General features: G+C 74.7%; 18 protein-coding genes. 7 read left to right on the plus strand and 11 right to left on the minus strand.

Features of this window, described 5'->3' with window-relative positions; genetic code table 11:
- Positions 1–47: 47 nt before the first annotated feature.
- Both OG689_RS14800 and miaB read right to left on the minus strand, forming a co-directional pair.
- Positions 48–746, minus strand: coding sequence for a class III extradiol dioxygenase subunit B-like domain-containing protein (locus OG689_RS14800; RefSeq protein ID WP_266320748.1), 699 nt, complete (start codon positions 744–746; stop codon positions 48–50).
- A 143-nt stretch (positions 747–889) separates the two neighbouring features.
- Complete coding sequence (gene miaB, locus OG689_RS14805; RefSeq protein WP_266320750.1) at positions 890–2,386, minus strand: tRNA (N6-isopentenyl adenosine(37)-C2)-methylthiotransferase MiaB; 1,497 nt, start codon at positions 2,384–2,386, stop codon at positions 890–892.
- Positions 2,387–2,554: 168 nt separating this feature from the next.
- Here miaB and OG689_RS14810 point away from each other — a divergent pair, with 168 nt between their 5' ends.
- Entirely contained in the window at positions 2,555–3,574 is a 1,020-nt protein-coding gene (locus OG689_RS14810) for a TAXI family TRAP transporter solute-binding subunit (RefSeq protein ID WP_266320752.1), read from the plus strand.
- Positions 3,575–3,667: 93 nt separating this feature from the next.
- On the opposite strand, the gene OG689_RS14815 is transcribed toward OG689_RS14810, so the two are convergent.
- The gene (locus OG689_RS14815) at positions 3,668–5,104 is read right to left on the minus strand and encodes a HAMP domain-containing sensor histidine kinase (protein ID WP_266320754.1); all 1,437 of its coding nucleotides are present in this window, start codon (positions 5,102–5,104) and stop codon (positions 3,668–3,670) included.
- Positions 5,105–5,110: 6 nt separating this feature from the next.
- Positions 5,111–5,896: a response regulator transcription factor gene (locus OG689_RS14820; protein ID WP_266320756.1), complete on the minus strand. Its 786-nt coding sequence runs from the start codon at positions 5,894–5,896 to the stop codon at positions 5,111–5,113.
- 500 nt (positions 5,897–6,396) lie between these two features.
- Between OG689_RS14820 and OG689_RS14825 the strand changes: the two genes are divergently transcribed.
- The 5 genes from OG689_RS14825 to OG689_RS14845 all read left to right on the plus strand — a co-directional run bounded on the left by OG689_RS14825 (position 6,397) and on the right by OG689_RS14845 (position 11,617).
- Positions 6,397–7,170: an amino acid ABC transporter ATP-binding protein gene (locus OG689_RS14825; RefSeq protein ID WP_323189291.1), complete on the plus strand. Its 774-nt coding sequence runs from the start codon at positions 6,397–6,399 to the stop codon at positions 7,168–7,170.
- A 131-nt stretch (positions 7,171–7,301) separates the two neighbouring features.
- Complete coding sequence (locus OG689_RS14830; RefSeq protein ID WP_073924819.1) at positions 7,302–8,207, plus strand: glutamate ABC transporter substrate-binding protein; 906 nt, start codon at positions 7,302–7,304, stop codon at positions 8,205–8,207.
- 43 nt (positions 8,208–8,250) lie between these two features.
- Positions 8,251–8,967: an amino acid ABC transporter permease gene (locus OG689_RS14835; RefSeq protein ID WP_266320759.1), complete on the plus strand. Its 717-nt coding sequence runs from the start codon at positions 8,251–8,253 to the stop codon at positions 8,965–8,967.
- Positions 8,964–9,800, plus strand: a complete 837-nt coding sequence (locus OG689_RS14840) for an amino acid ABC transporter permease (protein ID WP_266320760.1) — start codon at positions 8,964–8,966, stop codon at positions 9,798–9,800. The genes OG689_RS14835 and OG689_RS14840 overlap by 4 nt, the downstream gene beginning before the upstream one ends.
- 125 nt (positions 9,801–9,925) lie before the next feature.
- Positions 9,926–11,617, plus strand: a complete 1,692-nt coding sequence (locus OG689_RS14845; RefSeq protein ID WP_266320762.1) for an FAD-dependent monooxygenase — start codon at positions 9,926–9,928, stop codon at positions 11,615–11,617.
- Positions 11,618–11,656: 39 nt separating this feature from the next.
- Here OG689_RS14845 and rny read toward each other — a convergent pair whose 3' ends face one another.
- The 7 genes from rny to OG689_RS14880 form a co-directional block, all read right to left on the minus strand.
- Positions 11,657–13,111: a ribonuclease Y gene (rny, locus tag OG689_RS14850; protein WP_266320763.1), complete on the minus strand. Its 1,455-nt coding sequence runs from the start codon at positions 13,109–13,111 to the stop codon at positions 11,657–11,659.
- A gap of 268 nt (positions 13,112–13,379) precedes the next feature.
- Positions 13,380–14,177 carry a regulatory protein RecX gene (locus OG689_RS14855; RefSeq protein ID WP_266327137.1) on the minus strand — a complete coding sequence of 266 codons (798 nt, stop codon included), beginning with the start codon at positions 14,175–14,177 and terminating at the stop codon, positions 13,380–13,382.
- A 295-nt stretch (positions 14,178–14,472) separates the two neighbouring features.
- The gene (gene recA, locus OG689_RS14860; protein ID WP_266327139.1) at positions 14,473–15,588 is read right to left on the minus strand and encodes a recombinase RecA; all 1,116 of its coding nucleotides are present in this window, start codon (positions 15,586–15,588) and stop codon (positions 14,473–14,475) included.
- A gap of 154 nt (positions 15,589–15,742) precedes the next feature.
- A complete protein-coding gene (locus OG689_RS14865) occupies positions 15,743–17,098 on the minus strand; it encodes an AI-2E family transporter (RefSeq protein ID WP_323189292.1) in 1,356 nt (451 codons plus the stop codon).
- 94 nt (positions 17,099–17,192) lie between these two features.
- The gene (locus OG689_RS14870; protein WP_266320767.1) at positions 17,193–17,387 is read right to left on the minus strand and encodes a DUF3046 domain-containing protein; all 195 of its coding nucleotides are present in this window, start codon (positions 17,385–17,387) and stop codon (positions 17,193–17,195) included.
- Positions 17,384–17,983: a GNAT family N-acetyltransferase gene (locus OG689_RS14875; RefSeq protein ID WP_266320768.1), complete on the minus strand. Its 600-nt coding sequence runs from the start codon at positions 17,981–17,983 to the stop codon at positions 17,384–17,386. The genes OG689_RS14870 and OG689_RS14875 overlap by 4 nt, the downstream gene beginning before the upstream one ends.
- Before the next feature lie 95 nt (positions 17,984–18,078).
- Positions 18,079–19,608: a S8 family serine peptidase gene (locus tag OG689_RS14880; RefSeq protein ID WP_266320769.1), complete on the minus strand. Its 1,530-nt coding sequence runs from the start codon at positions 19,606–19,608 to the stop codon at positions 18,079–18,081.
- A gap of 265 nt (positions 19,609–19,873) precedes the next feature.
- Between OG689_RS14880 and OG689_RS14885 the strand changes: the two genes are divergently transcribed.
- Complete coding sequence (locus tag OG689_RS14885; protein WP_266320770.1) at positions 19,874–24,751, plus strand: DEAD/DEAH box helicase; 4,878 nt, start codon at positions 19,874–19,876, stop codon at positions 24,749–24,751.
- The last annotated feature ends 112 nt before the right edge of the window (positions 24,752–24,863 follow it).

Here is a 24,863-nt window from a genome sequence, read left to right on the forward strand (position 1 = left end):
CGGGTCGGATCGGCAGGCCCGGCCCGCCCGGCGACGGCGCTGCGGCGTCAGCGCCAGGAGGCCACGAAGTACCCGACGCCGTACGGCGCGTCCTGGTAGGTGAGGCGGGCCCGCAGGTCCGTGCCCTCGGCGGCGCCCGCCAGCACCTGCCAGGGTGCCCGGCCGTCGGCCTGCAGCTCGGCGCCGAGCCGGCTGTCCAGCGCGGCCAGCGCCGCCGGGTCGGCGGAGCCGAGGGCCCGCGCCACCGCCGCGTCGTAGTCCTCGGCGCGCTCGTCGAAGTAGCCCGGTGCCTTCACCGAGCGGCAGGCGCTGCCGTCACCCATCACCAGCAGGCCGACCCGGTCGGCGAGGCCGGCCAGGCCCTTGCCCAGGCCGGTCATCCGGTCGGCGGGCGAGTCGGCCGGGACGGCGCAGGCATGCGTCGGCAGGGCCACGCCCGCCCGGTCCAGCAGCCAGGCACCGACCGTGAGCGAGGGCGTGAGCTCCGGGCCGTCGACACCGCCGGACGGCAGCCGGACGGCCAGCCCGACCCCGTAGCGGCGGAACGAGCCGGCCCCGCCCTCGGTCCAGACCTCGGGCTCGGGCCCGGTGCCGACCACGACGACCAGCTCGGGCCGGGCCGCCACCAGCTCCGCGACCGCCTCGGCGCAGGCCGCGCGCAGCGGCTCCAGCTCGGCCGCCGCACCGGCGGCGACCTCCGGCACGAGCAGCGGCGGACTGGGGCACACGGCGGCGGCTACGAGCATGGCGATCACTCTATCGGGGCGGGCACCCGGGGCGGGGCAGGTCCCGCCCACGGCTCCCGGCCGGGTGGACCCGCGTACGCCGGCGGCCCGGCGGGAGAACCCGCCGGGCCGCCGGTGCGGTGCTCCGCGCAGGAGCCGTCCGCTCAGTCCCCGCAGCAGGCGCCCGCCGGGGCGGCGGCCGACGGCTGGGGCGCGCCGATGCCGGGCAGGCCCAGCATCACGCCGGCGGGCTTGGCGGCCGGGGCGGCCTGGCGCCTCTCCCAGGCGTCGCCCGCCCGGGTGCGGCGCACCGCCAGGGTCGGGCCCTCGGCCAGCAGGTGGTGCGGGGCGGCATAGGTGATCTCGACGGTCACCACGTCACCGGGGCGCACCGGCGACGTGGGCCGGGTGAAGTGCACCAGCCGGTTGTCGGGGGCCCGGCCGGAGAGCCGGTCGGTGCGGTCGTCCTTCTTGCCCTCGCCCTCGGCGACCAGGATCTCCAGGGTGCGCCCGACCTGCTTCTTGTTCTCCTCCCAGGAGATCTCCTCCTGGAGGGCGATCAGCCGGTTGTAGCGCTCCTGCACCACGGCCTTGGGGACCTGGTCCGCCATGTCGGCGGCCGGGGTCCCGGGGCGCTTGGAGTACTGGAAGGTGAAGGCGTTGGCGAAGCGGGCCTCGCGGACCGTGTGCATGGTCTGCTCGAAGTCCTCCTCGGTCTCGCCGGGGAAGCCCACGATGATGTCGGTGGAGATGGCCGCGTCCGGCATCGCCTCGCGCACCTTGCGGATGATCCCGAGGAACCGCTCCTGCCGGTACGAGCGGCGCATCGCCTTCAGCACGGTGTCCGAGCCGGACTGCAGCGGCATGTGCAGCTGGTGCATCACGTTCGGGGTCTCGGCCATCGCGGCGATCACGTCGTCGGTGAAGTCGCGCGGGTGCGGCGAGGTGAAGCGGATCCGCTCCAGGCCCTCGATCTGCCCGGCGGCGCGCAGCAGCTTGGAGAACGCCTCGCGGTCGCCCAGGTCGGAGCCGTAGGAGTTGACGTTCTGGCCCAGCAGGGTGACCTCGATGACACCCTCGCCGACCAGTGCCTCGATCTCGGCGAGGACGTCGCCGGGCCGGCGGTCCTCCTCCTTGCCGCGCAGCGCGGGCACGATGCAGAAGGTGCAGGTGTTGTTGCAGCCGACCGAGATGGCGACCCACGCGGCGTAGGCGGACTCCCGGCGGGTGGGCAGCGTGGAGGGGAAGGTCTCCAGCGACTCCAGGATCTCCACCTGGGCCTGCTGCTCGATCCGGGCCCGCTCCAGCAGCGCCGGCAGGTGCCCGATGTTGTGGGTGCCGAAGACCACGTCGACCCAGGGCGCCTTGCGCACGATGGTGTCGCGGTCCTTCTGGGCGAGGCAGCCGCCGACGGCGATCTGCATCCCCTTGTGGCGGGTCTTCGCGGGCGCCAGCTGGCCGAGGTTGCCGTACAGCTTGTTGTCGGCGTTCTCGCGCACCGCGCACGTGTTGAAGACCACCAGGTCGGGATCCCCGTCCGAGGTGGCCTTGACGTACCCCGCGTCCTCCAGCAGCCCGGACAGGCGCTCGGAGTCGTGGACGTTCATCTGGCAGCCGTACGTGACGACCTTGTAGCTCTTCAATCCGCTGTCACCGCTCACACAGACCAGGGTAAGGGCATGGCGTGCGGCCCCTTCCTGACCGGTGCGGAGCGGGGCCCGCGCACCCGGGCACGGGACCTCGGTCCGGGGGCCGCGCGGCATCACAACTCGGTCCCTTCACCGGGGCGACCCCTCCCGTTCTCCGCGCCGGGCTGGCAGTATCCCCCCATGACCGCCTCCGCCACCGCCCGCCTCGGCGCCGCCGCCCGCGCGGCCGCCCGCAGCCGGCTGTGCCGCGTCGTGCTGGCCCTGGTGCTGGTGCTGGCGGCGCTGGGCGGCTGGTGGCTTTCGGCCACGGGCTCCCCCGGCTACCCGCGCGGGGAGACGGGCTTCGCGACCGGCGTCCAGCGCGGGGTCTACGACCGCTACGGCCAGCTGCTGCAGGAACACGTGGCCGGCGCGATGCCCGGCGTCCGGCTGCGGCTGGACAACTCGCAGGGTTCGCTGGACAACCTGGAGCGGGTGACCTCGGGGCGGGACGACTTCGCGATCGCCACCGCCGACTCGGTGGCGAAGTACTCGGGGCCGGGCAAGGACCGGCTGCGGGCGATCGCCCGGCTCTACGACGACTACCTTCAGCTGGTCGTCCCCGCGGACTCGCCGGTGCAGCGGACGGCCGACCTCAAGGGCCTGCGGGTGGGGGTCGGCCAGTCGCTCTCCGGGGTCAACCTGGTGACCCGGCGGCTGCTCGCGGCGGCCTCGCTGGACCCGGACCAGGACATCCGGCCGTCGATGCTCGGTGTGGGGGACGCCGCCGACCAGCTGCAGGCCGGCCGCCTGGACGCGTTCTTCTGGTCCGGCGGACTGCCCACCAGCGCACTGACCGACCTGTCCGAGCATTTCCGGATCAAGTTCGTACCGCTCGGCGACCTGGCGGAGATCGTCCACCAGGTGGAGGGCGGCGGGACGGACGCCTACCGGGCCGCCACCATCCCCAGCAACACCTACCCGAAGGCCGGGCCCACCGAGCCGGTGTCCACCGTCGCGGTGCCCAACCTGCTGGTCACCCGGGACGACGTCGACACCGCCCTGGTGCAGGGCATGACCCGGGCGGTGATAGACAGCCGCGACCGGATCGGCTCCCAGGTGCACGCGGCCCAGCTGGTGGACCTGCGCACCGCCGTCTACACGGATCCGCTGCCGCTGCACGAGGGCGCCCGGCGGTACTACCGCTCGGTCAAGCCGTAGCCGAAGCCGGAGCCACGGGCGCTGCCGGGCCTGGCTCCGGGCGGCCCCCGACGACCTGCCCGGTCCCCGCGAGGCGCTCCGCCCCCGGCCGGTTCAGTCCCCGGGGCGGCGCGGGACGGCCAGCGTCACCGCCAGGCCGGCCGGCTCGACCGGCGCGAAGGAGAGCGAGCCGCCGCCGGCCAGCAGCAGGGTGCGGGCGATCGACAGGCCCAGCCCCGAACCGTCCACGTTCTGGTGGCGGGGGCTGCGCCAGAAGCGGTCGCCGACCCGGGCCAGCTCCTCCTCGGTCAGCCCGGGGCCCGCGTCGTACACGGTCACCGCGACCTCCCGGCGGCGCACCGCGACCAGCAGCCGCACCGGGGCTCCGCGCGGCGAGAACTTCAGCGCGTTGTCCAGCACCGCGTCCAGCGCGCTGCCGAAGCCGATCGGATCTGCCATGCCCAGGGCCAGCGGCGGACCGTCCCAGACCAGCTCGACGCCGCGCTGGGCGGCGACCGGCCGCCAGGCGTCGATCCTGGCGAGCACCAGCGCGGTGAGGTCGGTCGGCTCCGGTTCCGGGCGGGCGTGCTCGGCGGTGGCCAGCCCCAGCAGGTCGTCCAGCACCCGGGCGAGGCGCACCCCCTCCTCGCGGACCCCGCCGAGCTCCTCCTCGTGGCCGTCCGGCAGCTCCAGCCCGAGCAGCTCGACCCGCAGCAGCAGCGCCGCCAGCGGGTTGCGCAGCTGGTGCGAGGCGTCCGCCACGAAGGCCTTCTGCTGGTCGAGGGCGAGCACCACGTGGTCGGCCATCTCGTTGAAGGAGCCGGCCAGGCGCTGGAGCTCGGGCGGGCCGCCGCCGGGAGCGACCCGGGCGTTCATCCGCCCGGTGGCGATGTCATGGGTGGCCCGGTCCAGGGTGCGCACCGGGCGCAGCACCCACTCGGTGAGCCGGATCGCCAGCAGCACCGCGACGATCATCGCGGCGGCCTCGCCGGCCCCGATGAACAGCCAGCGGTTCAGCACCCGGGAGCGCAGTGGGCCGGTCGGGGACTCGGTGAGTACGACCGCGACCACGTCGCCGTCGCGGACCACCGGGGCGGCGACGGCGAGGGTACGGTCCGGGGTCCACGGCCAGACCTGCGGCGGGTTGTGGCTGCGCCGGCCGTCCAGGGCCTCCTGGAAGGCCTGCGCGCCCCACCCCGTGGTCGGCGCCTGCCAGTCCCCCGGGGCGATCGCGATGGCGCTGCCGTCCCGGGCGAAGAGGCCGATCCGGGCCCCGTACAGCTCGTGGTAGCGGGCGACCTCGGCCCGCAGCGCGTGGCGGCGGCTGGTGTCGCCGGTGGCCTGGGCGGTGGCCGTCTGCTGGGTGCCGGCGGCCGCGGCGGCCGGCGCCGGGTCGGGCAGGTCCTGGGCGAACCGGGCCGCGTCGTCGAGCCGGTCGACCACCACCCGGCTCTGCTCGGCGGCGGCGACGGCGGCCCCGAGCGGCAGGCCGAGGGCGGCCAGCACGCAGGCCATCAGGGAGAGCAGGATGCCCAGCAGGCGGGTGCGCACGGGCTGTCAGTGCTCCGGGGCGTTCGGGGAGGTCCCGGCGGCGGGCGCCGGGGGCTGCCGGTCCGCCGGGGCGGCGGCCGGGGACTCCGGGATCAGGCGGTAGCCGACGCCCCGGACGGCCTCGACCAGGCCGGGCAGCGCGAGCTTGGTGCGCAGCGAACCGATGTGCACCTCCAGGGTGCGGCCGTTGCCCTCCCAGCCGCTGCGCCAGACCTCGCTGAAGATCTGCTCCCGCCGGTAGACCACGCCGGGGCTCTGCGCGAGCAGGGCCAGCAGGTCGAACTCCTTGCGGGTGAGGGGGACGTCGCGCCCGTCGACACTGACCCGGCGGCGTTCGCGGTCGATCCGGATGCCGCGCGACTCCAGCGGTCCGCGGGGCGCGGGCAGGGCGTCGTCGTCCACCGGGACGGCGGCCGCGGCGGGTGCGGCGCCGCGGCGGGCCACGGCGTGGATGCGGGCGAGCAGCTCCCCCATGTCGTACGGCTTGGTGACGTAGTCGTCGGCGCCGAGGTTGAGGCCGTGGATCCGGGAGCGGATGTCGGCGCGCGCGGTCACCATGATCACCGGGACGCCGCTGCCGGCCCGGATCCGGCTGCAGACCTCGAAGCCGTCGCGGTCGGGCAGCCCGAGGTCGAGCAGCACCACCCGGTAGGGCTCGTTGCCGTCGGGCACCAGCGCGTCGAGGGCCTCGTGCCCGCTCCGGGCATGCCTGACCTGGAAGCCGTGCCGGCCCAGTACCGCGACCAGCGCGGCCGCGACCCGTTCGTCGTCCTCGACGAGGAGCAGTCGCATGGTGTTCCTCCTTCCCGCCGGCTGGCCCTCGGCCGTCCCGCTCGGTTCTCCGGTCCCACCCGGCGGGCTTCCCGCCGGCCCGGCGGTCGGCCGGACGGACCCCGGTCCTGCGCAGTATGGGCCAGCAGGGCGGCCGGACGCCAGGCTCGGTCACGCTCGGCCACGGAGCGGACACCCGGGCCGACCGTCCGTACCCGTGCGATCACCGGGCGCGGGCGGGCCGCCACGGGCGCACCGGGCACTCGGCGGGGGCGCTGTGGCGGTGGTGTGGCCGGATCGTGATCCTCAAGTTCCGCTCAGATCGGCTGACGTGGCATCGTCACCACTTCTATGGTCGCCCCACCGGGGGCCGCGAGCTCCGCCGGCTTCCGGCCCCCGGTACCGGGCCGCCGTACTCGGCGCCCTTCTTGTACCACTGACACCACTTCACCAGTCAGCGCATCATCAGTACTTCCGCCCAAGGGAGTTCCCCCAGGGCCGACACGAGGGAGCACGTCGCGATGAGCACGAGCATCGTCAAGGACCTCGCCCCCGGTGCGGCCCCGCTGGTCGTCCTGGACGGCGTGAACAAGCACTTCGGCGCCCTGCACGTGCTGCAGGACATCAACCTGGAGATCGCGCAGGGCGAGGTGGTGGTGCTGATCGGCCCGTCCGGCTCCGGCAAGTCGACGCTGTGCCGCACCATCAACCGCCTGGAGACGGTCGACTCCGGCACCATCACCATCGACGGCCGGCCGCTGCCCGCCGAGGGCCGCGAGCTGGCGCAGCTGCGCGCCGAGGTCGGCATGGTGTTCCAGAGCTTCAACCTGTTCGCGCACAAGACGGTGCTGGAGAACGTGATGCTCGGCCAGGTCAAGGTGCGCAAGGTGCCCCGCGCCCGGGCCGAGGAGACCGCCCGGGAGCTGCTGGAGCGGGTCGGCGTGGCCGCGCAGGCCGACAAGCTCCCGGCCCAGCTGTCCGGCGGGCAGCAGCAGCGGGTGGCGATCGCCCGCGCCCTCGCGATGAACCCCAAGGTCATGCTGTTCGACGAGCCGACCTCGGCCCTCGACCCGGAGATGATCAACGAGGTGCTGGAGGTGATGCGCAGGCTCGCCGCCGACGGCATGACGATGGTCGTCGTCACCCACGAGATGGGCTTCGCGCGCTCCGCCGCCAACCGCGTCCTCTTCATGGCCGACGGCCGGATCGTCGAGGAGAACACCCCCGAAGCCTTCTTCACCGCCCCGCGCAGCGACCGCGCCAAGGACTTCCTTTCGAAGATCCTGCACCACTGACCGCGGAGTTGATCCAGTATCGGTGTGCCGGTGGTGGCCGGCCCCGAGGCCGCACCACCCCCGCCACGCACGGACCTTCCCGATCCCAGCGCCCGGTTGACCGCGGCCCTGCCCCGAGGAGAACAACCCTCATGAGGACTCGTCACATCATCGCCGCCACGCTCTGTGTCGTCGCGCTGACCGCCACCACCGCCGCCTGCGGCAAGAGCGGCACCCCGGGCGACAGTGCCGCGGGCGCCTCCGCCGCCCCGAAGCTGCCGACCTACCAGGTGAAGGCCGACGCCAAGGTGGAGGGCTCGAAGACCTTCGACGCCGCCAAGAGCCGCGGCAAGCTGATCATCGGCGCCAAGGCCGACCAGCCCTTCCTCGGCTTCGAGGACCTCAGCACCAACACCCGCAACGGTTTCGACATCGAGATCGCCAAGATGATCGCCGCCGACCTCGGCTTCTCCGCCGACAAGATCGAGTGGAAGACCATCGCCTCGGCGAACCGCGAGACCGAGATCAAGGGCGGCGGCATCGACTACTACGTCGGTACCTACAGCATCACCGACACCCGCAAGACCTCGGTGTCCTTCGCCGGCCCGTACTACATCGCCGGCCAGGACCTGCTGGTGAACAAGGACAACACCGAGATCACCGGCCCCGAGTCGGTCAAGGGCAAGAACGTCTGCACGGTCACCGGCTCCACCTCGATCAAGCAGATCGAGCCCTACGGCGCCAAGATCACCCAGTACGAGACCTACTCCCAGTGCGTCGACAAGCTGCTGACCAAGGAGGTCGACGCGGTCACCACCGACGACTCGATCCTCAAGGGCTACGCGGCCAAGAACGCCGGCAAGTTCAAGCTCGTCGGCAAGCCGTTCACCAAGGAGAACTACGGCGTCGGCCTGGGCAAGGACGACAAGGCGCTGCGCGACGCGATCAGCGACGCGCTGAAGGCGCACGAGGACAACGGCGACTGGAAGAAGGCCTACGACGCCACCCTCGGCCTCTCCGGCTCCCCCGCCGAGATCCCGGCCCTGAACCGCTACTGATCCTTTTTCCGACCATCTCCCGATCGAGAGGAGGGCCGCCGGCATGGACATCCTGTTCGAGCACGGCAACTTCGCGCTGCTTCGCGACGGCTTCCTGCAGACGGTCGAGCTGAGCGCACTGGCCGCGCTGCTCGCCCTGCTGCTGGGCACCCTGCTGGCGGCCTTCCGGGTCTCGCCGGTACCGGTCCTGCGCGCGTTCGGCGCCGTCTGGGTGACGGTGTTCCGCAACACGCCGCTGACCCTGCTGTTCCTGGCCGCGGTGTTCACCCTGCCCCGGCTGGACGTCCGGTTCAGCCCCTTCACCTTCGCGGTGCTGGCGCTCGGCTTCTACACCGCCGCCTTCGTCTGCGAGGTGCTGCGCTCCGGCATCAACACCGTCCCGCTCGGGCAGGCTGAGGCCGCCCGCAGCCTGGGCATGACCTTCGGGCAGACCCTGCGCCTGGTGATCCTGCCGCAGGCCGCGAAGACCGTGATGGGCCCGATGAGCAGCGTCTTCATCGCCCTGCCCAGGAACTCCGCGATCGCGGGCGCCTTCAGCGTGGCCGAGCTGTTCCAGGCCCAGGCCTCGCTGACCGACCTCGGCTACCCGATCGTGCTGATCTTCTTCTGGGTCGCCCTGCCGTACCTGGCGATCAGCGCCTCGGTCGGCGTGCTGTTCCACTACCTCCCGCAGATCGCCCTGGCCGCCGGCCGGCTGGTCCGCGGCCTGTCCGAGCGCGGCACCCCCGTACGGACCGAAACCGTGGAGGCGAACCAGTGAGTTCCTCCCGCTCCGCCTCGGCCAGCGTCCTCTACGACGCGCCCGGCCCGCGCGCCCGGGTCCGCTACCGGGCCCTCGGCGTCCTCGCCGTGCTCGGTATCGCCGGCCTGCTCTGGTACGCCTACGACAAGCTGGACAGCACCGGCCAGTTCGCCCCCGAGCTGTGGGAGCCGTTCCAGTACACGGCCGTGCAGCAGCGCATCCTCGACGGACTGCTGGCCACCCTCAAGGCCTTCGCCCTGGCCGCCGTCCTGTCGCTGCTGCTGGGCGCGCTGCTGGCGGCCGGCCGGCTGTCGGACCACAAGCCGGTCCGCGCGGTCTCCACCGCCGTCGTGCAGTTCTTCCGCGCGATGCCGCTGCTCATCATGATCTTCGCGCTGTACCGCGGCCTGTTCGCCGGCGACCCGTTCTGGGCCCTGGTCACCGGGCTGACGCTGTACAACGGCTCGGTCCAGGCGGAGATCATCCGCTCCGGCGTCGAGGCGGTGCCCCGCGGGCAGGGCGAGGCCGCGTACGCCCTCGGGATGCGCAAGAGCCAGGTGATGCTGAGCATCCTGGTGCCGCAGGCGGTCCGCTCGATGCTGCCCGCGATCATCAGCCAGATGGTCGTCACCCTCAAGGACACCTCGCTCGGGTTCGTCATCACCTACCCCGAGCTGCTCTACGCCATCAAGATCATCGCCAGCAACAGCACCGGCTACCCCTACGTCCCGACCGTCCTGGTGGCCACTCCGATCTACATCACGATGTGCCTCCTGCTGACCGCGCTCGCCCGCTGGATCGAGGCGCGCGGACGCCGCGGCGCGAACCGGCGTACACCGGTCCCTGCTTGACGGACACGCAGGTGATCTGTTGCATTGCTCTTCGTGACACCACCCGGGACCATCCTCGCGGCATATGACGCCCCCTCCACCCGAGCGTCGGCCTGCCGCCGCCCGGCCGGGCCGGAGGTCCCCCCGTGGACCCGGTGATCGTGGTCGGGGCCGGGCCGGTCGGCCTGGCCCTGGCCCTCGCCCTCGCCCGGCACGAGGTTCCGACCGTCGTCCTGGACGAGGGCACCGGCCTGTGCCCCGAAGGGCCGCGCAGCGTCGTCCTCGGCGGCGACACCACCGCCCTGCTGACCCGCCTCGGCTACGCCCGTGCCGCCTCCGACGCCGCCCGCTGGGACAGTTTCGCCATCTGGCGCCGACGGCAGGAGGTCCTCCGGGTGGACCTCGCCCGCACCCCCGCCCTCCACCTGCCGCAGCACCGCCTCCAGCGCGGCCTGCGGGACGCCCTGACCGCCACCCCGCTCGTCCAGCTCGCCCCGCTCAGCCGGGTGGTCGAACTCGAGCAGGACCGCGACGGCGTCAGCGTCCGCACCCGCAACCCGCAGGACGGCACCGAGACCTGGTGGCGCGGCAGCCACCTGGTCGGCTGCGACGGCGCCCGCTCGGCCGTCCGCAAGCTGCTCAAGATCCGCTTTCCCGGCCGCCCGGCCGTCGACCGGCACGCCGTCGCCACCGTCCGGGTCGACCTGCCCTTTCCCGGCGAGGCCAGACTGCACCGCGAGCCCCCCTGGCGCGGCGACCGCGAGGCCTCCGCCCGCCCGCTCCCGGACGGCCTCTGGCGGCTGGACTGGCGCCTGCCCCCCGGCCGGCCCGCCCCCACCGAACCGGTCGACCCGCACGCCACCTGGCCCGGCATCGTCACCGGCGACACCCTGCTCGCCCGGGTGAAGGCCACCCTCACCGGCTGGTGCGGCGAACTCCCCCGCTACGACCTGCTCGCCGCCGCCGACCACACCGCCCAGCAGCGCCTGGCCGCCCGCTTCCGCAGCGGCCGCTGCTTCCTCGCCGGCGACGCCGCCCACCTGCACGGGGCACTCGGCATGCAGAACCTCGCCGACGGCCTGCGCGACGCCGACAACCTGGCCTGGCGGCTCGCCCTGGCCTGGCACCTCCCGCCGCACGCCGGCGGCCCGCAGCCCGGCGGATCCCTGCTCGACGGGTACGAGGCCGAACGCCGGGGAGCCGTCGGCGCCCGGCTGCGCGCGGTCGACCAGACCATGCCGCTGCTGCGCCCGCTGCGCGGCTGGCAGCAGACCCGCCGCTCGCTGCTCAGCGGCTCCTTCCGCAAGCACGCCCCGCTGCTCGCCGACGGCCAGCTCGGCAGCGGACGCTTCGGCGGCGCACCCGCCTACCCGGCGGCGCCCTCCGGCGTCCCCGGCCGGGTGCCCGTGCAGCGCGGCGCCGGCCGCGGCACCTCCCTGTCCGAACTGCTGCCGGCCACCGCGCCCGGCGTCCTCGTCCCCGACCTGCCGGTGCTCGCCATGGACGGCGCCGCCGACCAGCTGCACGCCCGGCTCGGCGGGACCTTCCTGCTCCTGCTGGTCGCCCCCGGCACCGCCGTCTGGTCCGCCCAGCACTGGTTGGGCGCCGGCCTGATGCCCCGACTGGCCGAGGTCGCCGCCGCGCTCCCGGTGCCCGCCGAAGTGCTGGTCACCGAGGACTACCCCGGCGCCGCCCCGCACACCGTGCTGCTGATCCGGCCCGACGGACACCTGGTCGGCACCACCCAGGGCTGCCACGCCGAGGGCCTGCTGGCACTGGCCGACGACGCCCGTGGCGGCCCCGCGCCCCTGCCCGGCACCCCGGAGCCGGCCGCCTGACGCCGGGCCCGGACGCCCGCCCGGGGGGCCGCGCCCAGGTCACCGGGCGACGGCGGTGACCCGGCTCTCCCGCACCACCGTGATCCGTATCTGCCCCGGGTAGGTCAGCTCCTGCGCGACCCGCTTGGCCACCTCCCGGGCGATCACCTGGGCCCGCAGGTCGTCCACCACCTCCGGCTGGACCATCACCCGCACCTCGCGCCCCGCCTGCATCGCGAAGACCTTCGAGACCCCGTCATGGGCGGCGGCGATCTCCTCCAGCCGCTCCAGCCGGCGCACGTACGTCTCCACCGCCTCGCGACGCGCCCCCGGCCGGCCGCCCGAGCAGGCGTCGGCCGCCTGGGTCAGCACCGCCTCCACCGTCTTCGGGTCCACCTCGCCGTGGTGCGCCTCGATGGCGTGCACGACCTCCGTCGACTCCCCGTGCCGCCGGGCCAGCTCGGCCCCGATCGCCGCGTGGCTGCCCTCGACCTCGTGGGTGAGCGCCTTCCCGATGTCGTGCAGCAGCGCCGCCCGTCGCACCAGGGCCGCGTCCACCCCCAGCTCGTCCGCCATCATCCCGCCGATGTGCGCCGACTCCACCAGGTGCCCGAGCACGTTCTGGCCGTACGACGTCCGGTACCGCAGGGTACCGAGCAACCGGACCAGCTCCGGTGCCATCTCGCCGACCCGGGCCGCCAGCAGCGCGTCCTCCCCGGCCCGCAGGCAGAGTCGCTCGACCTCCGCCCGGCTGCGCTCGTGGACCTCCTCGATCCGCACCGGGTGGATCCGCCCGTCCTCGACCAGGGTCTCCAGGGTCAGCCGGGCGGTCTCCCGCCGGACGGGGTCGAAGCAGGACAGCTGCACCGACTCCGGGGTGTCGTCGACGATCAGGTTGACCCCGGTGACGGCCTCGAAGGCCCGGATGTTGCGGCCCTCCCGACCGATGATCCGGCCCTTCATGTCCTCGCTGGGCAGCCGGAACACGGACACCACCGTCTCGGCGGTCTGCTCGCTGGCCAGCCGCTGGATCGCGCCGGCGATGATCTCGCGGGCCCGGCCGTCGGCCTCCGCCTTGGCCGTCCGCTCGATCTCCCGGACGGAGACGGCCGCCTCACGCCGGGCCTCCGCCTCGGCCTCGCGGACCAGTTCGGCCCGGGCGCTCTCCGCGCTCAGCCCGGCGACCCGCTCCAGCGCGGCCCGGCGCCCGGTCTCCAGCTCACGGACGGCGGCCCTCTCCAGGGCCAGCTCGGCCGCCCGCCCGGCGGTCTCCTCCTCCAGGGCGCGCACCCGGCGCAGCTCCTCGGCCAGCCGTTCCTCGCGCCGGTCCAGTTCGCCGCGCAGCTGCGCGGTCTGGGCCTGGGCCCACTCCCTGGCCTGCGTGCTCTCGGCGGCGGCCCGGCGCTGGGCCGCCTGGAGGCGGCGGATCATCAGCCAGGTCGCCCCCAGGACGGCCACCAGGACCCCCGCCAGCACCAGGGAAGCGACCGATCCGGCACCCACCGCGATCTTCATCCAGCCCACTCCCCGTCCCTGCGCGCTCAGCTGTCACGGCGGTGAGGGGCCTGCCGGGCTCGTGGCGCCGGCCGGTGAGGCTCACTGGCCTCGGTTGCGGGGCATTCGGCAAGTGGAGCAAGCCGCCCGGGGCCGACTCCGGCCGTACCCGCGCATGCCCGCCCGCTACGTGGTCGAAGTGCTCCCTCACTGCTTGCGAGGCTAGGCGCAGGTTACGAAACGGTCAAGATGCGATCGAGAGTTGACTTCGGTTCTCCCTGACGCGACATCACCAGCCGTCGGGCTCCTGGCCGTCGTCCTCCTCGCCCAGCGCCTCGCGGACGACCCGGTAGGCCAGCCCCTCCGAGTAGCCCCGCCGGGCGAGCATGCCGACCAGCCGTCGGGTTCGGGCCTGCTGTTCCAGGCCCTTCGTGGCGCGCAGCTTCCGCTCGACCAGGGCGCGGGCCGCCTCGGCCTCCTCGTCGGGGCCCAGCTGGGCCATCGCCTGCTCGACCAGCTCGCCGGCCACGCCCCTGGTCCGCAGCTCCTGCGCCAGCGCGCGCCGGGCCAGCCCGCGGGCGGCGTGCCGCGACTCGACCCAGGCGTCGGCGTAGGCCGCGTCGTCGATCAGTCCGACCTCTTCGAGCCGGGTGAGTACCTCGTCGGCGACCTCGTCCGGGATCTCGCGCTTGCGCAGCGCGTCCGCGAGCTGCTTGCGGGTCTTGGCCGTGCCGGTGAGCAGGCGCAGGCAGATGTCCCGGGCCCGGGCCGCCGGGTCGGCCGACTCCTGGGGCCGGGCGGTCGCGGGCTCGCGCTCGCCCTGCGAGCGGCCTTTCTGCCGGCGTCCGCCGGGCCGTCGGCCGTCGGCGCGCCGACCGTACTCCCGGTCGGGCTCGTCGGCGTGCTGCTCGGGGTACTCCTCCTGGCCGTGATCGGCCTCGGCCGCACCGGGAGCCCGGCGTCCGAAGGCCGGGCGTCCGGACGGCGAACCCCCGAAGCCCGGGGCCGACGAGGCCCTGCCCTTGGCGGCCGCGCCCCGGGCGGTGTCCTGCCCGCCCGCACCGGCCGGCCCGGTCTCCTCCTCCAGCGCGGAGCGGCGCCGGCGCCGCCCACCGGGCAGCTCGGACGCCGGCGCGAGGACGGCGCCCAGGGACCGCAGCGCGGATCCGGCCGGGATCGGGCGGGCGGCATGCCCGTCAGCGGCGGGCGCGTCCTCGGCCGCCGGGCCGTCCACGGCGTTCGCGCCGACGCCGCTCGCGCACCAGTCGGCCGGACCCCAGTCGCCAGTGGGTCCGATCTCGGCATCAGGCTCCCCCGGGCCCGGCAGACGGCCGCCGGACCCGGGACGGGGCTGGTACTCCTCGGTGTCGTGCATCGGGCGATCAGGCCTTGGCGGCCGCCGCCGTCTTCTTCGCCGCGGCCGTCTTGGCGGCGGTCGCGGTGATCGGCTTGGCAGCGTCGGCGGCCTCGGCGACCTCCGCACCCTCGGCCGGGGTCTCCGACTTCGGGCCGATGCCCAGCTTCTGCTTGATCTTCTTCTCGATCTCCTCGGCCAGCTGCGGGTTGTCCCGCAGGAAGTTACGGGCGTTCTCCTTGCCCTGGCCGAGCTGGTCGCCCTCGTACGTGTACCAGGCGCCGGCCTTGCGGATGAAGCCGTGCTCGACACCCATGTCGATCAGGCCACCCTCCCAGCTGATGCCGTGGCCGTAGAGGATGTCGAACTCGGCCTGCTTGAACGGCGCGGCGACCTTGTTCTTGACGACCTTGACGCGGGTACGGTTGCCGACCGCCTCGGTGCCGTCCTTCAGGGTCTCGATCCGGCGGATGTCCAGGCGCACCGAGGCGTAGAACTTCAGCGCGCGGCCACCGGTGGTGGTCTCGGGCGAGCCGAACATGACGCCGATCTTCTCGCGCAGCTGGTTGATGAAGATCGCGGTGGTGTTCGACTGGTTGAGCGCACCGGCGATCTTCCGCAGCGCCTGGCTCATCAGGCGGGCCTGCAGACCGACGTGCGAGTCGCCCATCTCACCCTCGATCTCCGCACGCGGGACGAGCGCCGCGACGGAGTCGATGATGATCAGGTCGACCGCGCCGGAGCGGATCAGCATGTCGGTGATCTCCAGCGCCTGCTCACCGGTGTCCGGCTGGCTGACCAGCAGCGAGTCGGTGTCCACGCCGAGCTTCCGGGCGTACTCCGGGTCGAGGGCGTGCTCGGCGTCCACGAAGGCGACCGTGCCGCCGAGCTTCTGGGCGCTGGCCGCGGCGTGCAGGGTCAGCGTGGTCTTGCCGGAGGACTCCGGACCGTAGATCTCGATCACCCGGCCACGCGGCAGGCCGCCGACGCCGAGCGCCACGTCCAGCGCCGTGGAGCCGGTCGGGATCACGTCGATCGGGGCGCGGGACTGGTCGCCGAGGCGCATCACCGAGCCCTTGCCGAACTGCCGCTCAATCTGCGCGAGTGCGTTCTCAAGGGCCTTCTCGCGGTCCGTACCTGCCATGGCTTCCACCCTCGGGTTCTGTGCTGTGCGCTTCATCGTCCTCGACGCTAGCGCGTCCCACTGACAAACGGCCCCGACCTGGCTCCGCCTGTGGAGAACTCATCGCCGGAGAGTACAAAGAACATATGTTCGATTCAAGCCGGAAGGCAAGGCGCTAGCCCCTCCGGCCACCGCCACCCGGGCCGCCACCTGCGGAGTCGTCCCGGTCCTGGCCGCCGCCGACCATCCGCCGCAACCGGCGCGCCGTCTGCCGACGGCGCTCGCGGCGGGCCGCGCGCCGGTCCTCGCCCCGGTCGATCCGGGGATCGGTGGCCACCTCGTACCGGCGCACGTACGTCCCCACGAACCCCTGCAGGGTGGCCGCCGCCGGGATGGCGATCAGCGCGCCCACAGCCCCCAGCAGCGCGGCGCCGGCGATCACCGAACCGAAGGCCACCGCCGGGTGAACGTCCACCGTCCGCGCGGTGATCCTCGGGTGCAGCAGGTAGTTCTCGATCTGCTGATACACCACCACGAAGACCAGCACCCAGAGGGCGTCCACCGGCCGCCCGGTCAGTGCGACCAGCACCGGCAGGGCGCCCGCGAGATAGGTGCCGATGGTGGGCACGAACTGCGACATCACCCCGACCCAGACCGCCAGCGCGGCCGCGTACGGCAGGCCCAGCACCGTGAACATGATCCAGTGCGCGGCGGCCGAGACGACCGCGAGCAGCGCCCGCGAGTAGAGGTAGCCGCCGGTCTTGGCCAGCGCGATCTCCCAGGCCCGCAGCACCTCGCCCTGCATCGCGGGCGGCAGCAGCGAGCAGACGGTCCGGCGCACCCGGGGCCCGTCGGCGGTGAAGTAGAAGGTGAACAGGCCCACCGTGAAGGCCTTGAAGAGCCCGCCGATCAGGGTGCTGGACACCCCCCAGGCGTTGTCCGCGGCCTGCTGCGCGTAGGTCTCGATGCTGCCCGAGTCCTTGAGGAGCTTCTCCTGCAGCTGGTCCAGCGAGAGGTTCTGGTGGAAGGTCCGGTTGACCCAGCCGATCAGGTTGTCGAGCAGGTGCGGAAGATCTCCGGCGATCTTCGCCACCTGGTCCACCAGCAGGGTCCCGAGCGCGGTCAGGAAACCGACGATGGCCACCACCACCGCGACGAACACCAGGAAGGTGCCCAGCCCGCGCCGTATCCCGCGGGCGGCCATCCGGTCGACGGCGGGCTCCAGTGCCAGCGAGAGGAAGAAGGAGACCAGCAGCATCACGAAGAGGTCGATCAGCTGGTGGAAGGCCCAGTCGGCCAGTTGGAACAGCCCGACCAGGACCAGGGCGAGCACCATGGCTCTGGGGAGCCAGCGGGGCATCGAGCCGGTCCGCCCGTCGCCCGAGGCCCGCGAGCCTTCGGCGCGGGAGCCCTCGGCGCGGGGCGCCCGGTTCTGCGCGGACTCGGCGCGGGGTGCCGCCGGTGGTCCGGCGTCCGCCGGCGCGGTCGTGGGTGCTGTGTCCTGATTCGGGGTTTCCGGGCTGCTTACCACTCGCACAGTCTCACGCATCCGCCGGCGCGGGCGGGCGCCCCCGGCCCGGGTGCGCCGCCCGCCGCGACGGGCGGCCGGGCAGGTCGGGCCGGGCTCAGCGCAGCAGCGCCGACACGCCCTGGGTGTCGCAGATCACCCGCCAGACGTCCTTGGCCTCCCAACCCGCGTCCAGCGCCTGGTGCACCGTCCGGCCGCCGAGCTCGCTCATCACGTGGTCGGACGCGAAGGACTCCGCGTACACCTCGCCGAAGTGCTCGTACATCCGTCGCCAGAACTCGGTCAGCCTCATGCGCCCAGTATCCCGGACGGGCCGCGGGAGGATGCCTGCGCCCGGATCCGGTCGGACGCCTCCAGGGCGTACTCGACGTCGCCGTGCTCGGCCCCCTCGATCGGGTCGGGCCAGCTCTGATGGAAGGTCCGGACGTGGCGCAGCCCGACCTTCTCCATCACCCGGCGCGAGCCCGTGTTGACCGCCATGGTGGTCGCCGTCACCCGTCGCACGCCGAGTTCGGTGAAGCCGCGGCGCAGCAGGGCCAGCGCCCCCTCGGTGGCGTAGCCGCGGCCCCAGGCCGAGTGACGCAGCCGGTAGCCGAGCTCGACCTCGTCCAGCGGGTGCCGCTCGTCCACCGGCCGGAACTCGAACCAGCCGACGAAGGCCCCGCCGGCCCGCTCCTCGGCGGCGAAGTACCCGAGCGAGGCGTGCAGGCCCTGGTGGCCGAGCATCCGGGGCAGCACCTCGCGCTCGACCACCTCCCTGGGGGTGGCGCGCCCGCCGGTGAGGTGGCGCATCACCCGCGGGTCGGCGTCCAGGGCCGTCAGGTGGCCGGCGTCGTCCGGGGTGAGGCCGCGCAGCACCAGGCGGTCCGTGATGAGAGATGCCGTCACGCCTCCGATGCTGGCCCCGGGCCCGAGCCCTTGTCATCCCCTTTCGGGGCCGCCGAGGCTGCCGGACCGCCCGGATCCGTGCCCCGGCCCGGGGTTCAGCGCGGGAGGGTGACGATCCCGGCGCCGTAGTACGCGCGGTCCCCGCAGGCCTGGGCGACCGGCGGGCAGGCGGCGGCCGCGGTGCTCGCCAGCAGCGCGGCGAGCTGCTCGGAGTCCCAGTCGGGGTGCAGCACCGCCGCGACGGCGACCGCACCGGTCACGTGCGCCGCCGCCATCGAGGTGCCGGCCAGCGCGGTGTACTGGCCGCCGGGCCAGTCGGAGACCACCGCGCCCTGGACGCCGGAGTCCGGGTCGCCGCCGGGCGCGGCCAGCGAGACCTTCCCGCGCCCGTAGTTGGTGTAGGCGGAGGGCTGCCCGTCGCGGTTCACCGAGGTGACGGTGACCACGCCCGGCAGTTCGCCCGGCAGCCGGATGCACTCGGTGCCCAGCTCGCGGCTCTGCGGCGGTCCGGAGACCCGGTCGTTGGGGCTGCGCTCGTCGCGGCGGGGGGCGCCGAGGTCCTGCCCGTCGTTGCCGGCCGAGGCGACCACCACGGCGCCCTTGCCGCGCGCGTACTCGACCGCCCGGGACACGGCGGCGACCACGGCGGCCTGGTCCGGGTCCTGCGGGCAGTTGTACTTCCACGGGTCGGCGAAGTAGCTGTTGTTGATCGCCTTCGCGCCGTGGTCGGCGGCCCAGATCATGCCGCAGACGATGTTCTCGGGGTAGTACTGGCCGAGCGGTCCGAGCAGCCGGACGGCGCCGATCCGCACCCCGGGGGCGACCCCCATGACGCCGTGGCCGTCGCGGACGGCGCCGACGATCCCGGCGACGTGGGTGCCGTGGCCGCTCTCGCTGACACCGTCGTCGGGCCGCCAGGCGCCGGCCCGGGCGTCGGGGCGGCCGTCCGCGCAGGAGGCCGAGCTCTTCGGGTCGACGGCGCCGCGCAGGTCGGGGTGGGTGTCGTCGACCCCGGAGTCGAGGACCGCCACCATCACTTTGTGCAGCGCCTCGGGGGTGGGCACCCCCCGCTCGGCCGCCGGTGTGCGCAGCAGCGCGGCGGAGGTCTCCACACCAGGGCGTACGCCCGCACCGAGCATCGCGATGTTCCAGTTGTCCTGCTCGCCCGGGTCGGGCAGCGTCGCGGTGCCCTCGTCGTCGCCGCCCTCGGGCCCGTCCAGGGAGTCCGAGCCGGCGCCGCCGCCGAAGCCGCCGGCGCCGGTGAGCGGGCGCGGCGGGCTGGGGACGGGGGCGGTCCGGGTGGCGCCGACGGCGGCGATGCCGGGCCGGGCCCGGACGGTCTCGGCGAAGCCGCCGGTGGCGTAGGCGAGGACGGCGCCGATCTGCGGGTAGTCCTGGACGACGTCGCCGCCGGCCGCCCGGGCCTCCTGGGCGGCCAGCGCGGAGCCGCCGGCGCCGATCTGCTGGGCGAGCACCAGGTAGCTGAGGTAGGAGCGGCCGGGACCGGCGACGTAGGGGACGGCGCCGCCGAGCACCAGGGCGGTGAGCAGCATGACGAGCAGCATCCGGAGCGGGCCCTTGCGCGACCCGGGGGTGCCGCTGCCGGCCAGGTGGACCTGCTCCATCGCGCCGGCCTCCGCTCATCGGTCCCGCCGGGTGTCACGGGTCTAATTCCTAACGATAGAAGCTGATTATCACTTTTGTCCCTTTCGGCTACGGCAGACGGCATCCCCGCGGTCCGCCGACGGCCCGACACACACACACATCCCGCCCCGTCGCGCCGGGCGCCGCCCGCGCGCTCCGGCCGCTTCGCACGGGCGCCGCCCCCGAGACCGCCGACCCGCCGCCCGCCGCTCCCCGGTTGTCAGTGGCACCCGGCACCATGGGGGCATGGCGCCTCGCACCCCCGCCCAGCCCGCCGGACCGGACGACCCGCTGGCGGGCTTCGCGCCCGCGACCCGGGCCTGGTTCACCGGCGCCTTCAGCGCACCCACCGACGCCCAGAGCGAGGCCTGGCGCGCCATCCGGAAGCGGACGGACGTACTGGTGGTCGCCCCCACCGGCTCGGGCAAGACCCTCGCTGCCTTCCTCTCCGCCCTCGACCACCTCAGCAGCACCCCGGCCCCGGCCGACCCCAAGCGGCGCTGCCGGGTGCTCTACATCTCCCCCCTGAAGGCCCTCGCGGTCGACGTCGAGCGCAACCTGCGCGCCCCGCTGGCCGGCCTGCGCCAGGCCTCCGTCCGGCTCGGCCTGCCCGAGCCGGACGTCCAGGTCGGCATCCGCTCGGGCGACACCCCCGCCGCCGACCGGCGCCGCTTCGCCACCCACCCGCCGGACATCCTGATCACCACCCCCGAGTCGCTCTTCCTGCTGCTCACCTCCGCCGCCCGGGACGCCCTGCGCGGCATCGACACGGTGATCCTCGACGAGGTGCACGCCGTCGCCGGGACGAAGCGCGGCGCCCACCTCGCCCTCAGCCTGGAACGGCTGGACGAACTGCTGGAGCGCCCCGCCCGCCGGATCGGCCTCTCGGCCACCGTCCGGCCGGTCGAGGAGGTCGCCCGCTACCTGAGTCCGCAGCGCGGCGCGGCGATCGTCCAGCCGCCGGCCGGCAAGCGCTTCGACCTCAAGGTCGTCGTCCCCGTCCCCGACCTCGACGATCTGCCCGCCGCACCGGCCGGCCCGGGCTCGGCGGCCGCCGACGACCCCGGCCGCAAGGCCTCGATCTGGCCGCACGTCGAGGAGCGGATCGTCGACCTCGTCCAGGCCCACCGTTCGACGATCGTCTTCGCCAACTCGCGACGGCTCGCCGAGCGGCTCTGCAACCGCCTCAACGAGATCGCCCTCGAACGGGCCGGCGCCGGGGCGCTCGCCGAGGCCCACGCGCCGGCCGAGCTGATGGGCGGTTCCGGCGCCGCCAAGGGCGCGCCGCCCGTCCTCGCCCGGGCCCACCACGGCTCGGTCTCCAAGGAGCAGCGGGCCCTGGTCGAGGAGGAGCTCAAGGCCGGCCGGCTGCCGGCCGTGGTCGCCACCTCCAGCCTGGAGCTGGGCATCGACATGGGCGCGGTGGAGCTGGTCGTCCAGGTCGAGTCGCCGCCCTCGGTCGCCTCCGGGCTGCAGCGGGTCGGCCGGGCCGGGCACCAGGTCGGCGCGGTCTCCACCGGCGTCTTCTTCCCCAAGTACCGCGGCGACCTGGTCCAGTCCGCCGTGGTCACCGAGCGGATGCGGGCCGGGCGGATCGAGGCCCTGCGGATCCCCCGCAACCCGCTGGACGTGCTCGCCCAGCAACTGGTCGCGATCACCGCACTGGACACCTGGGCGGTGGACGACCTGCTCGCCCTGGTCCGCCGGGCCGCGCCGTTCGCCACCCTCCCGCAGTCCGCCTTCGACGCGGTGCTGGACATGCTGGCCGGCCGCTACCCCTCCGACGCCTTCGCCGAACTGCGCCCCCGGCTGGTCTGGGACCGGGTGGCCGGCACCGTCACCGGCCGCCCCGGCGCCCAGCGGCTCGCCGTCACCTCCGGCGGGACGATCCCCGACCGCGGCCTGTTCGGCGTCTTCATCGCCGGCAGCAAGGCCTCCGACCCGAAGGGCGGCCGGCGGGGCGGCGGCCGGGTCGGCGAGCTCGACGAGGAGATGGTCTACGAGTCCCGGGTCGGCGACGTCTTCACCCTCGGCACCACCTCCTGGCGGATCGAGGAGATCACCCACGACCAGGTGCTGGTCACCCCCGCCCCCGGCGTCCCGGGCCGGCTGCCGTTCTGGAAGGGCGACACCCTCGGCCGGCCGCTGGAGCTGGGCCGGGCGCTCGGCGCCTTCGTCCGCGAGCTCGGCACGCTCGACCCGGAGCGGGCCACCGAGCGGCTGCGGGCCGCCGGCCTGGACGACTGGGCCTGCGGCAACCTGCTCGACTACCTCGCCGAGCAGCGCGCGGCCTGCGGCCACCTGCCCGACGACCGCACCATCGTGGTCGAGCGGTTCCGCGACGAGCTGGGCGACTGGCGGATCGTCATCCACTCGCCCTTCGGGGCCCAGGTGCACGCGCCGTGGGCACTGGCACTGGGCGCCCGGCTGCGCGAGAAGCACGGCCTGGACCCGCAGGTCATGCACGCCGACGACGGCATCGTGCTGCGGCTGCCGGACGCCGACCTGCTCGCCCCCGACTTCGACTTCCCCAGCCCCTCCGGCGGCACCGGCGGCACCGGCGGCACCGGCGCCTCCGACGAGGCCCCGGTCGGCGCCGACGCCGCCCTGTTCGACCCCGGCGAGATCGAGCAGCTGGTCACCGACCAGGTCGGCGGCTCCGCCCTGTTCGCCTCCCGGTTCCGCGAGTGCGCGGGCCGCGCCCTGCTGCTGCCCCGGCGCAGCCCCGGCCGGCGCACCCCGCTCTGGCAGCAGCGCCAGCGTGCCTCCCAGCTGCTGGAGGTGGCCTCCGAGTACGGCTCGTTCCCGATCGTGCTGGAGGCCGTCCGCGAGTGCCTGCAGGACGTCTTCGACGTGCCCGGCCTGGTCGAGCTGATGGGCGATCTGGAGTCCCGGGCCGTCCGCCTGGTCGAGGTCACCACCCCCGAGCCGTCCCCCTTCGCCCGCTCGCTGCTCTTCGGGTACGTCGCCCAGTTCCTCTACGAGGGGGACTCCCCGCTCGCCGAGCGCCGCGCCGCCGCCCTCTCGCTTGACTCCCGCCTGCTGTCCGAACTGCTCGGCCAGGCCGAGCTGCGCGAACTGCTCGACCCGGCCGTGCTCGCCGACCTGGAGGCGGAGCTCCAGCGGCTCACCCCCGAGCGACGGATCAAGGACGCCGAGGGCGTCGCCGACGCCCTGCGCCTGCTCGGCCCGCTCGGCGAGGCCGAACTGACCGCCCGCGGCGCCGAACCGCTCCAGGCCCTGGAGCTCGAAGCCGCCCGCCGGGTCATCCAGGTCCGGATCGCCGGCGAACAGCGCTGGGCCGCCGTCGAGGACGCCGGGCGGCTGCGTGACGCCCTGGGCACACCTCTGCCGGTCGGCGTCCCGGAGGCCTTCACCGAGCCGGTCAAGGACCCGCTGGGCGACCTGCTGGCCCGCTACGCCCGCACCCACGGACCGTTCACCGCCGCCGAGGCCGCCGGCCGCTTCGGCCTCGGCACCGCCGTCGTCACCGGCGCCCTGCAACGGCTGACCGCCGGCGGCCGGCTGGTCCAGGGCGAGTTCCGCCCGGTCGAGGGCCACACCGCCACCGTCGAGTGGTGCGACGCGGAGGTGCTGCGCCGCCTGCGCCGCCGCTCGCTGGCCGCCCTGCGCCAGGAGGTGGAGGCGGTGCCCCCACGGGCGCTGGCCGCCTTCCTCCCGCAGTGGCAGCACCTGGCCGGCCACCGCCTGCGCGGCCTCGACGGCCTGGTCCGGGTGGTGGAACAGCTGCAGGGGACGGCCCTGCCGGCCTCCGCGCTGGAGAAGCTGGTGCTGCCCGCCCGGCTGACGGACTACCACCCGGCCATGCTGGACGAGCTCACCGCGGCGGGCGAGGTCGGCTGGTCCGGCGCGGGCGCCCTGCCGGGCAAGGACGGCTGGATCAGCCTGCACCTCGCCGAGAACGCACACCTGCTGCGCCCCGAGCCGCTGCCGCCAGCCCTGACGCCGGTGCACGGCGCCCTGCTGGACGCGCTGGCCGGCGGGTACGGGCTGTTCTTCCGCCAGCTGGTCGAGCGGGTCCAGGCGGTCGGCGGGCAGCCCCCGACGGGCGGGCCGCCGTTCACCGGGCAGCCGGCGGGCGGGCAGGCGGGCACCGGGCAGGCGGGCGGCGGGCAGCCGGCCGGCGACAGCGAGATCGTCGAGGCGCTCTGGGACCTCCTCTGGGCCGGGTACGTCACCAACGACACCCTCGCCCCGCTGCGCGCGCTGCTGGGCTCGGGCCGGACGGCGGGCGCCACCGCGCACCGGGCGCCCCGGGGTACCCCACGCGGCCGGTACGGCGGCGCGGGGCGGGGCCTGGGCCGGCTCGCGCCGGGCGGGGTGCGGTCCGGGCCGCCGACGGTCGCCGGCCGGTGGTCGCTGCTGCCGGCCCTCACCCCGGATCCGACCGTGCGCTCCACCGCCCAGGCGCAGAGCCTGCTGGACCGGCACGGCCTGCTCACCCGGGGGACGGTGGCCGCCGAACGGGTCCCGGGCGGTTTCGCGGGCGTCTACCGGGTGCTGTCGGCGATGGAGGAGCGCGGCCGGGCCCGGCGGGGCTACTTCGTGGAGGGGCTGGGCGGGGCGCAGTTCGCCATGGAGGGCGCGGCCGACCGGCTGCGCGCCGTCAACACCCGCCTGGAGCGCACCCGTGGCAGCGACTGGTCGGGCGGCGCGGGCGCCGAGCCCCCGAAGGTGCTGGTGCTGGCCGCCGCCGATCCTGCCAACGCCTACGGCGCCGCCCTGCCCTGGCCCGAGCCCCCGACCGGCCCGCCCGCCGGGAAGAACGCCCCCGGCGCGGACACCGCCAGGAGCGAGGCTCCCTCCAAGGCGGCCACCGCCCATCGCCCCGGGCGGAAGGCCGGCGCCCTGGTGGTGCTGGTCGACGGTGAACTGGCGCTGTACGTGGAGCGGGGCGGCAAGTCCCTGCTCGCCTGGCCCGAGGACACCGCCACCCGTGCGCTGGCCGCCGAGGCGCTGGCCGGCGCCGTCCGCGCCGGTGCGCTCGGCAGTGTGACGGTGGAGCGGGCCAACGGGGAGCCGGCGCTGACCTCGGAGCTGGGTGCGGCGCTGGAGGCCGCGGGCTTCCACCCGACCCCGCGGGGCCTTCGGCTGCGGCCCTGAGCCCCGTGCGGCCGGCCGCACGGGGCGCGGCGGGCCGGGGCGGCCCCGGGAGCACGGCCGGAGCGGGCCTCTGGAGGGGGCCTGGCGGGCCGGGAGAAGCGCGACGGCGGTG

The sequence above is a fragment of the Kitasatospora sp. NBC_00240 genome (assembly GCF_026342405.1).
Lineage (GTDB): Bacteria > Actinomycetota > Actinomycetes > Streptomycetales > Streptomycetaceae > Kitasatospora.

Bases quoted from the DNA above. Each gene is read 5' to 3' on its own strand.
- OG689_RS14800 (WP_266320748.1), bottom strand. From the start codon at position 746: ATGCTCGTAGCCGCCGCCGTGTGCCCCAGTCCGCCGCTGCTCGTGCCG.
- OG689_RS14810 (WP_266320752.1), top strand. From the start codon at position 2,555: ATGACCGCCTCCGCCACCGCCCGCCTCGGCGCCGCCGCCCGCGCGGCC.
- OG689_RS14820 (WP_266320756.1), bottom strand. From the start codon at position 5,896: ATGCGACTGCTCCTCGTCGAGGACGACGAACGGGTCGCGGCCGCGCTG.
- OG689_RS14825 (WP_323189291.1), top strand. From the start codon at position 6,397: ATGAGCACGAGCATCGTCAAGGACCTCGCCCCCGGTGCGGCCCCGCTG.
- OG689_RS14830 (WP_073924819.1), top strand. From the start codon at position 7,302: ATGAGGACTCGTCACATCATCGCCGCCACGCTCTGTGTCGTCGCGCTG.
- OG689_RS14835 (WP_266320759.1), top strand. From the start codon at position 8,251: ATGGACATCCTGTTCGAGCACGGCAACTTCGCGCTGCTTCGCGACGGC.
- rny (WP_266320763.1), bottom strand. From the start codon at position 13,111: ATGAAGATCGCGGTGGGTGCCGGATCGGTCGCTTCCCTGGTGCTGGCG.
- recA (WP_266327139.1), bottom strand. From the start codon at position 15,588: ATGGCAGGTACGGACCGCGAGAAGGCCCTTGAGAACGCACTCGCGCAG.
- OG689_RS14870 (WP_266320767.1), bottom strand. From the start codon at position 17,387: ATGAGGCTGACCGAGTTCTGGCGACGGATGTACGAGCACTTCGGCGAG.
- OG689_RS14880 (WP_266320769.1), bottom strand. From the start codon at position 19,608: ATGGAGCAGGTCCACCTGGCCGGCAGCGGCACCCCCGGGTCGCGCAAG.
- OG689_RS14885 (WP_266320770.1), top strand. From the start codon at position 19,874: ATGGCGCCTCGCACCCCCGCCCAGCCCGCCGGACCGGACGACCCGCTG.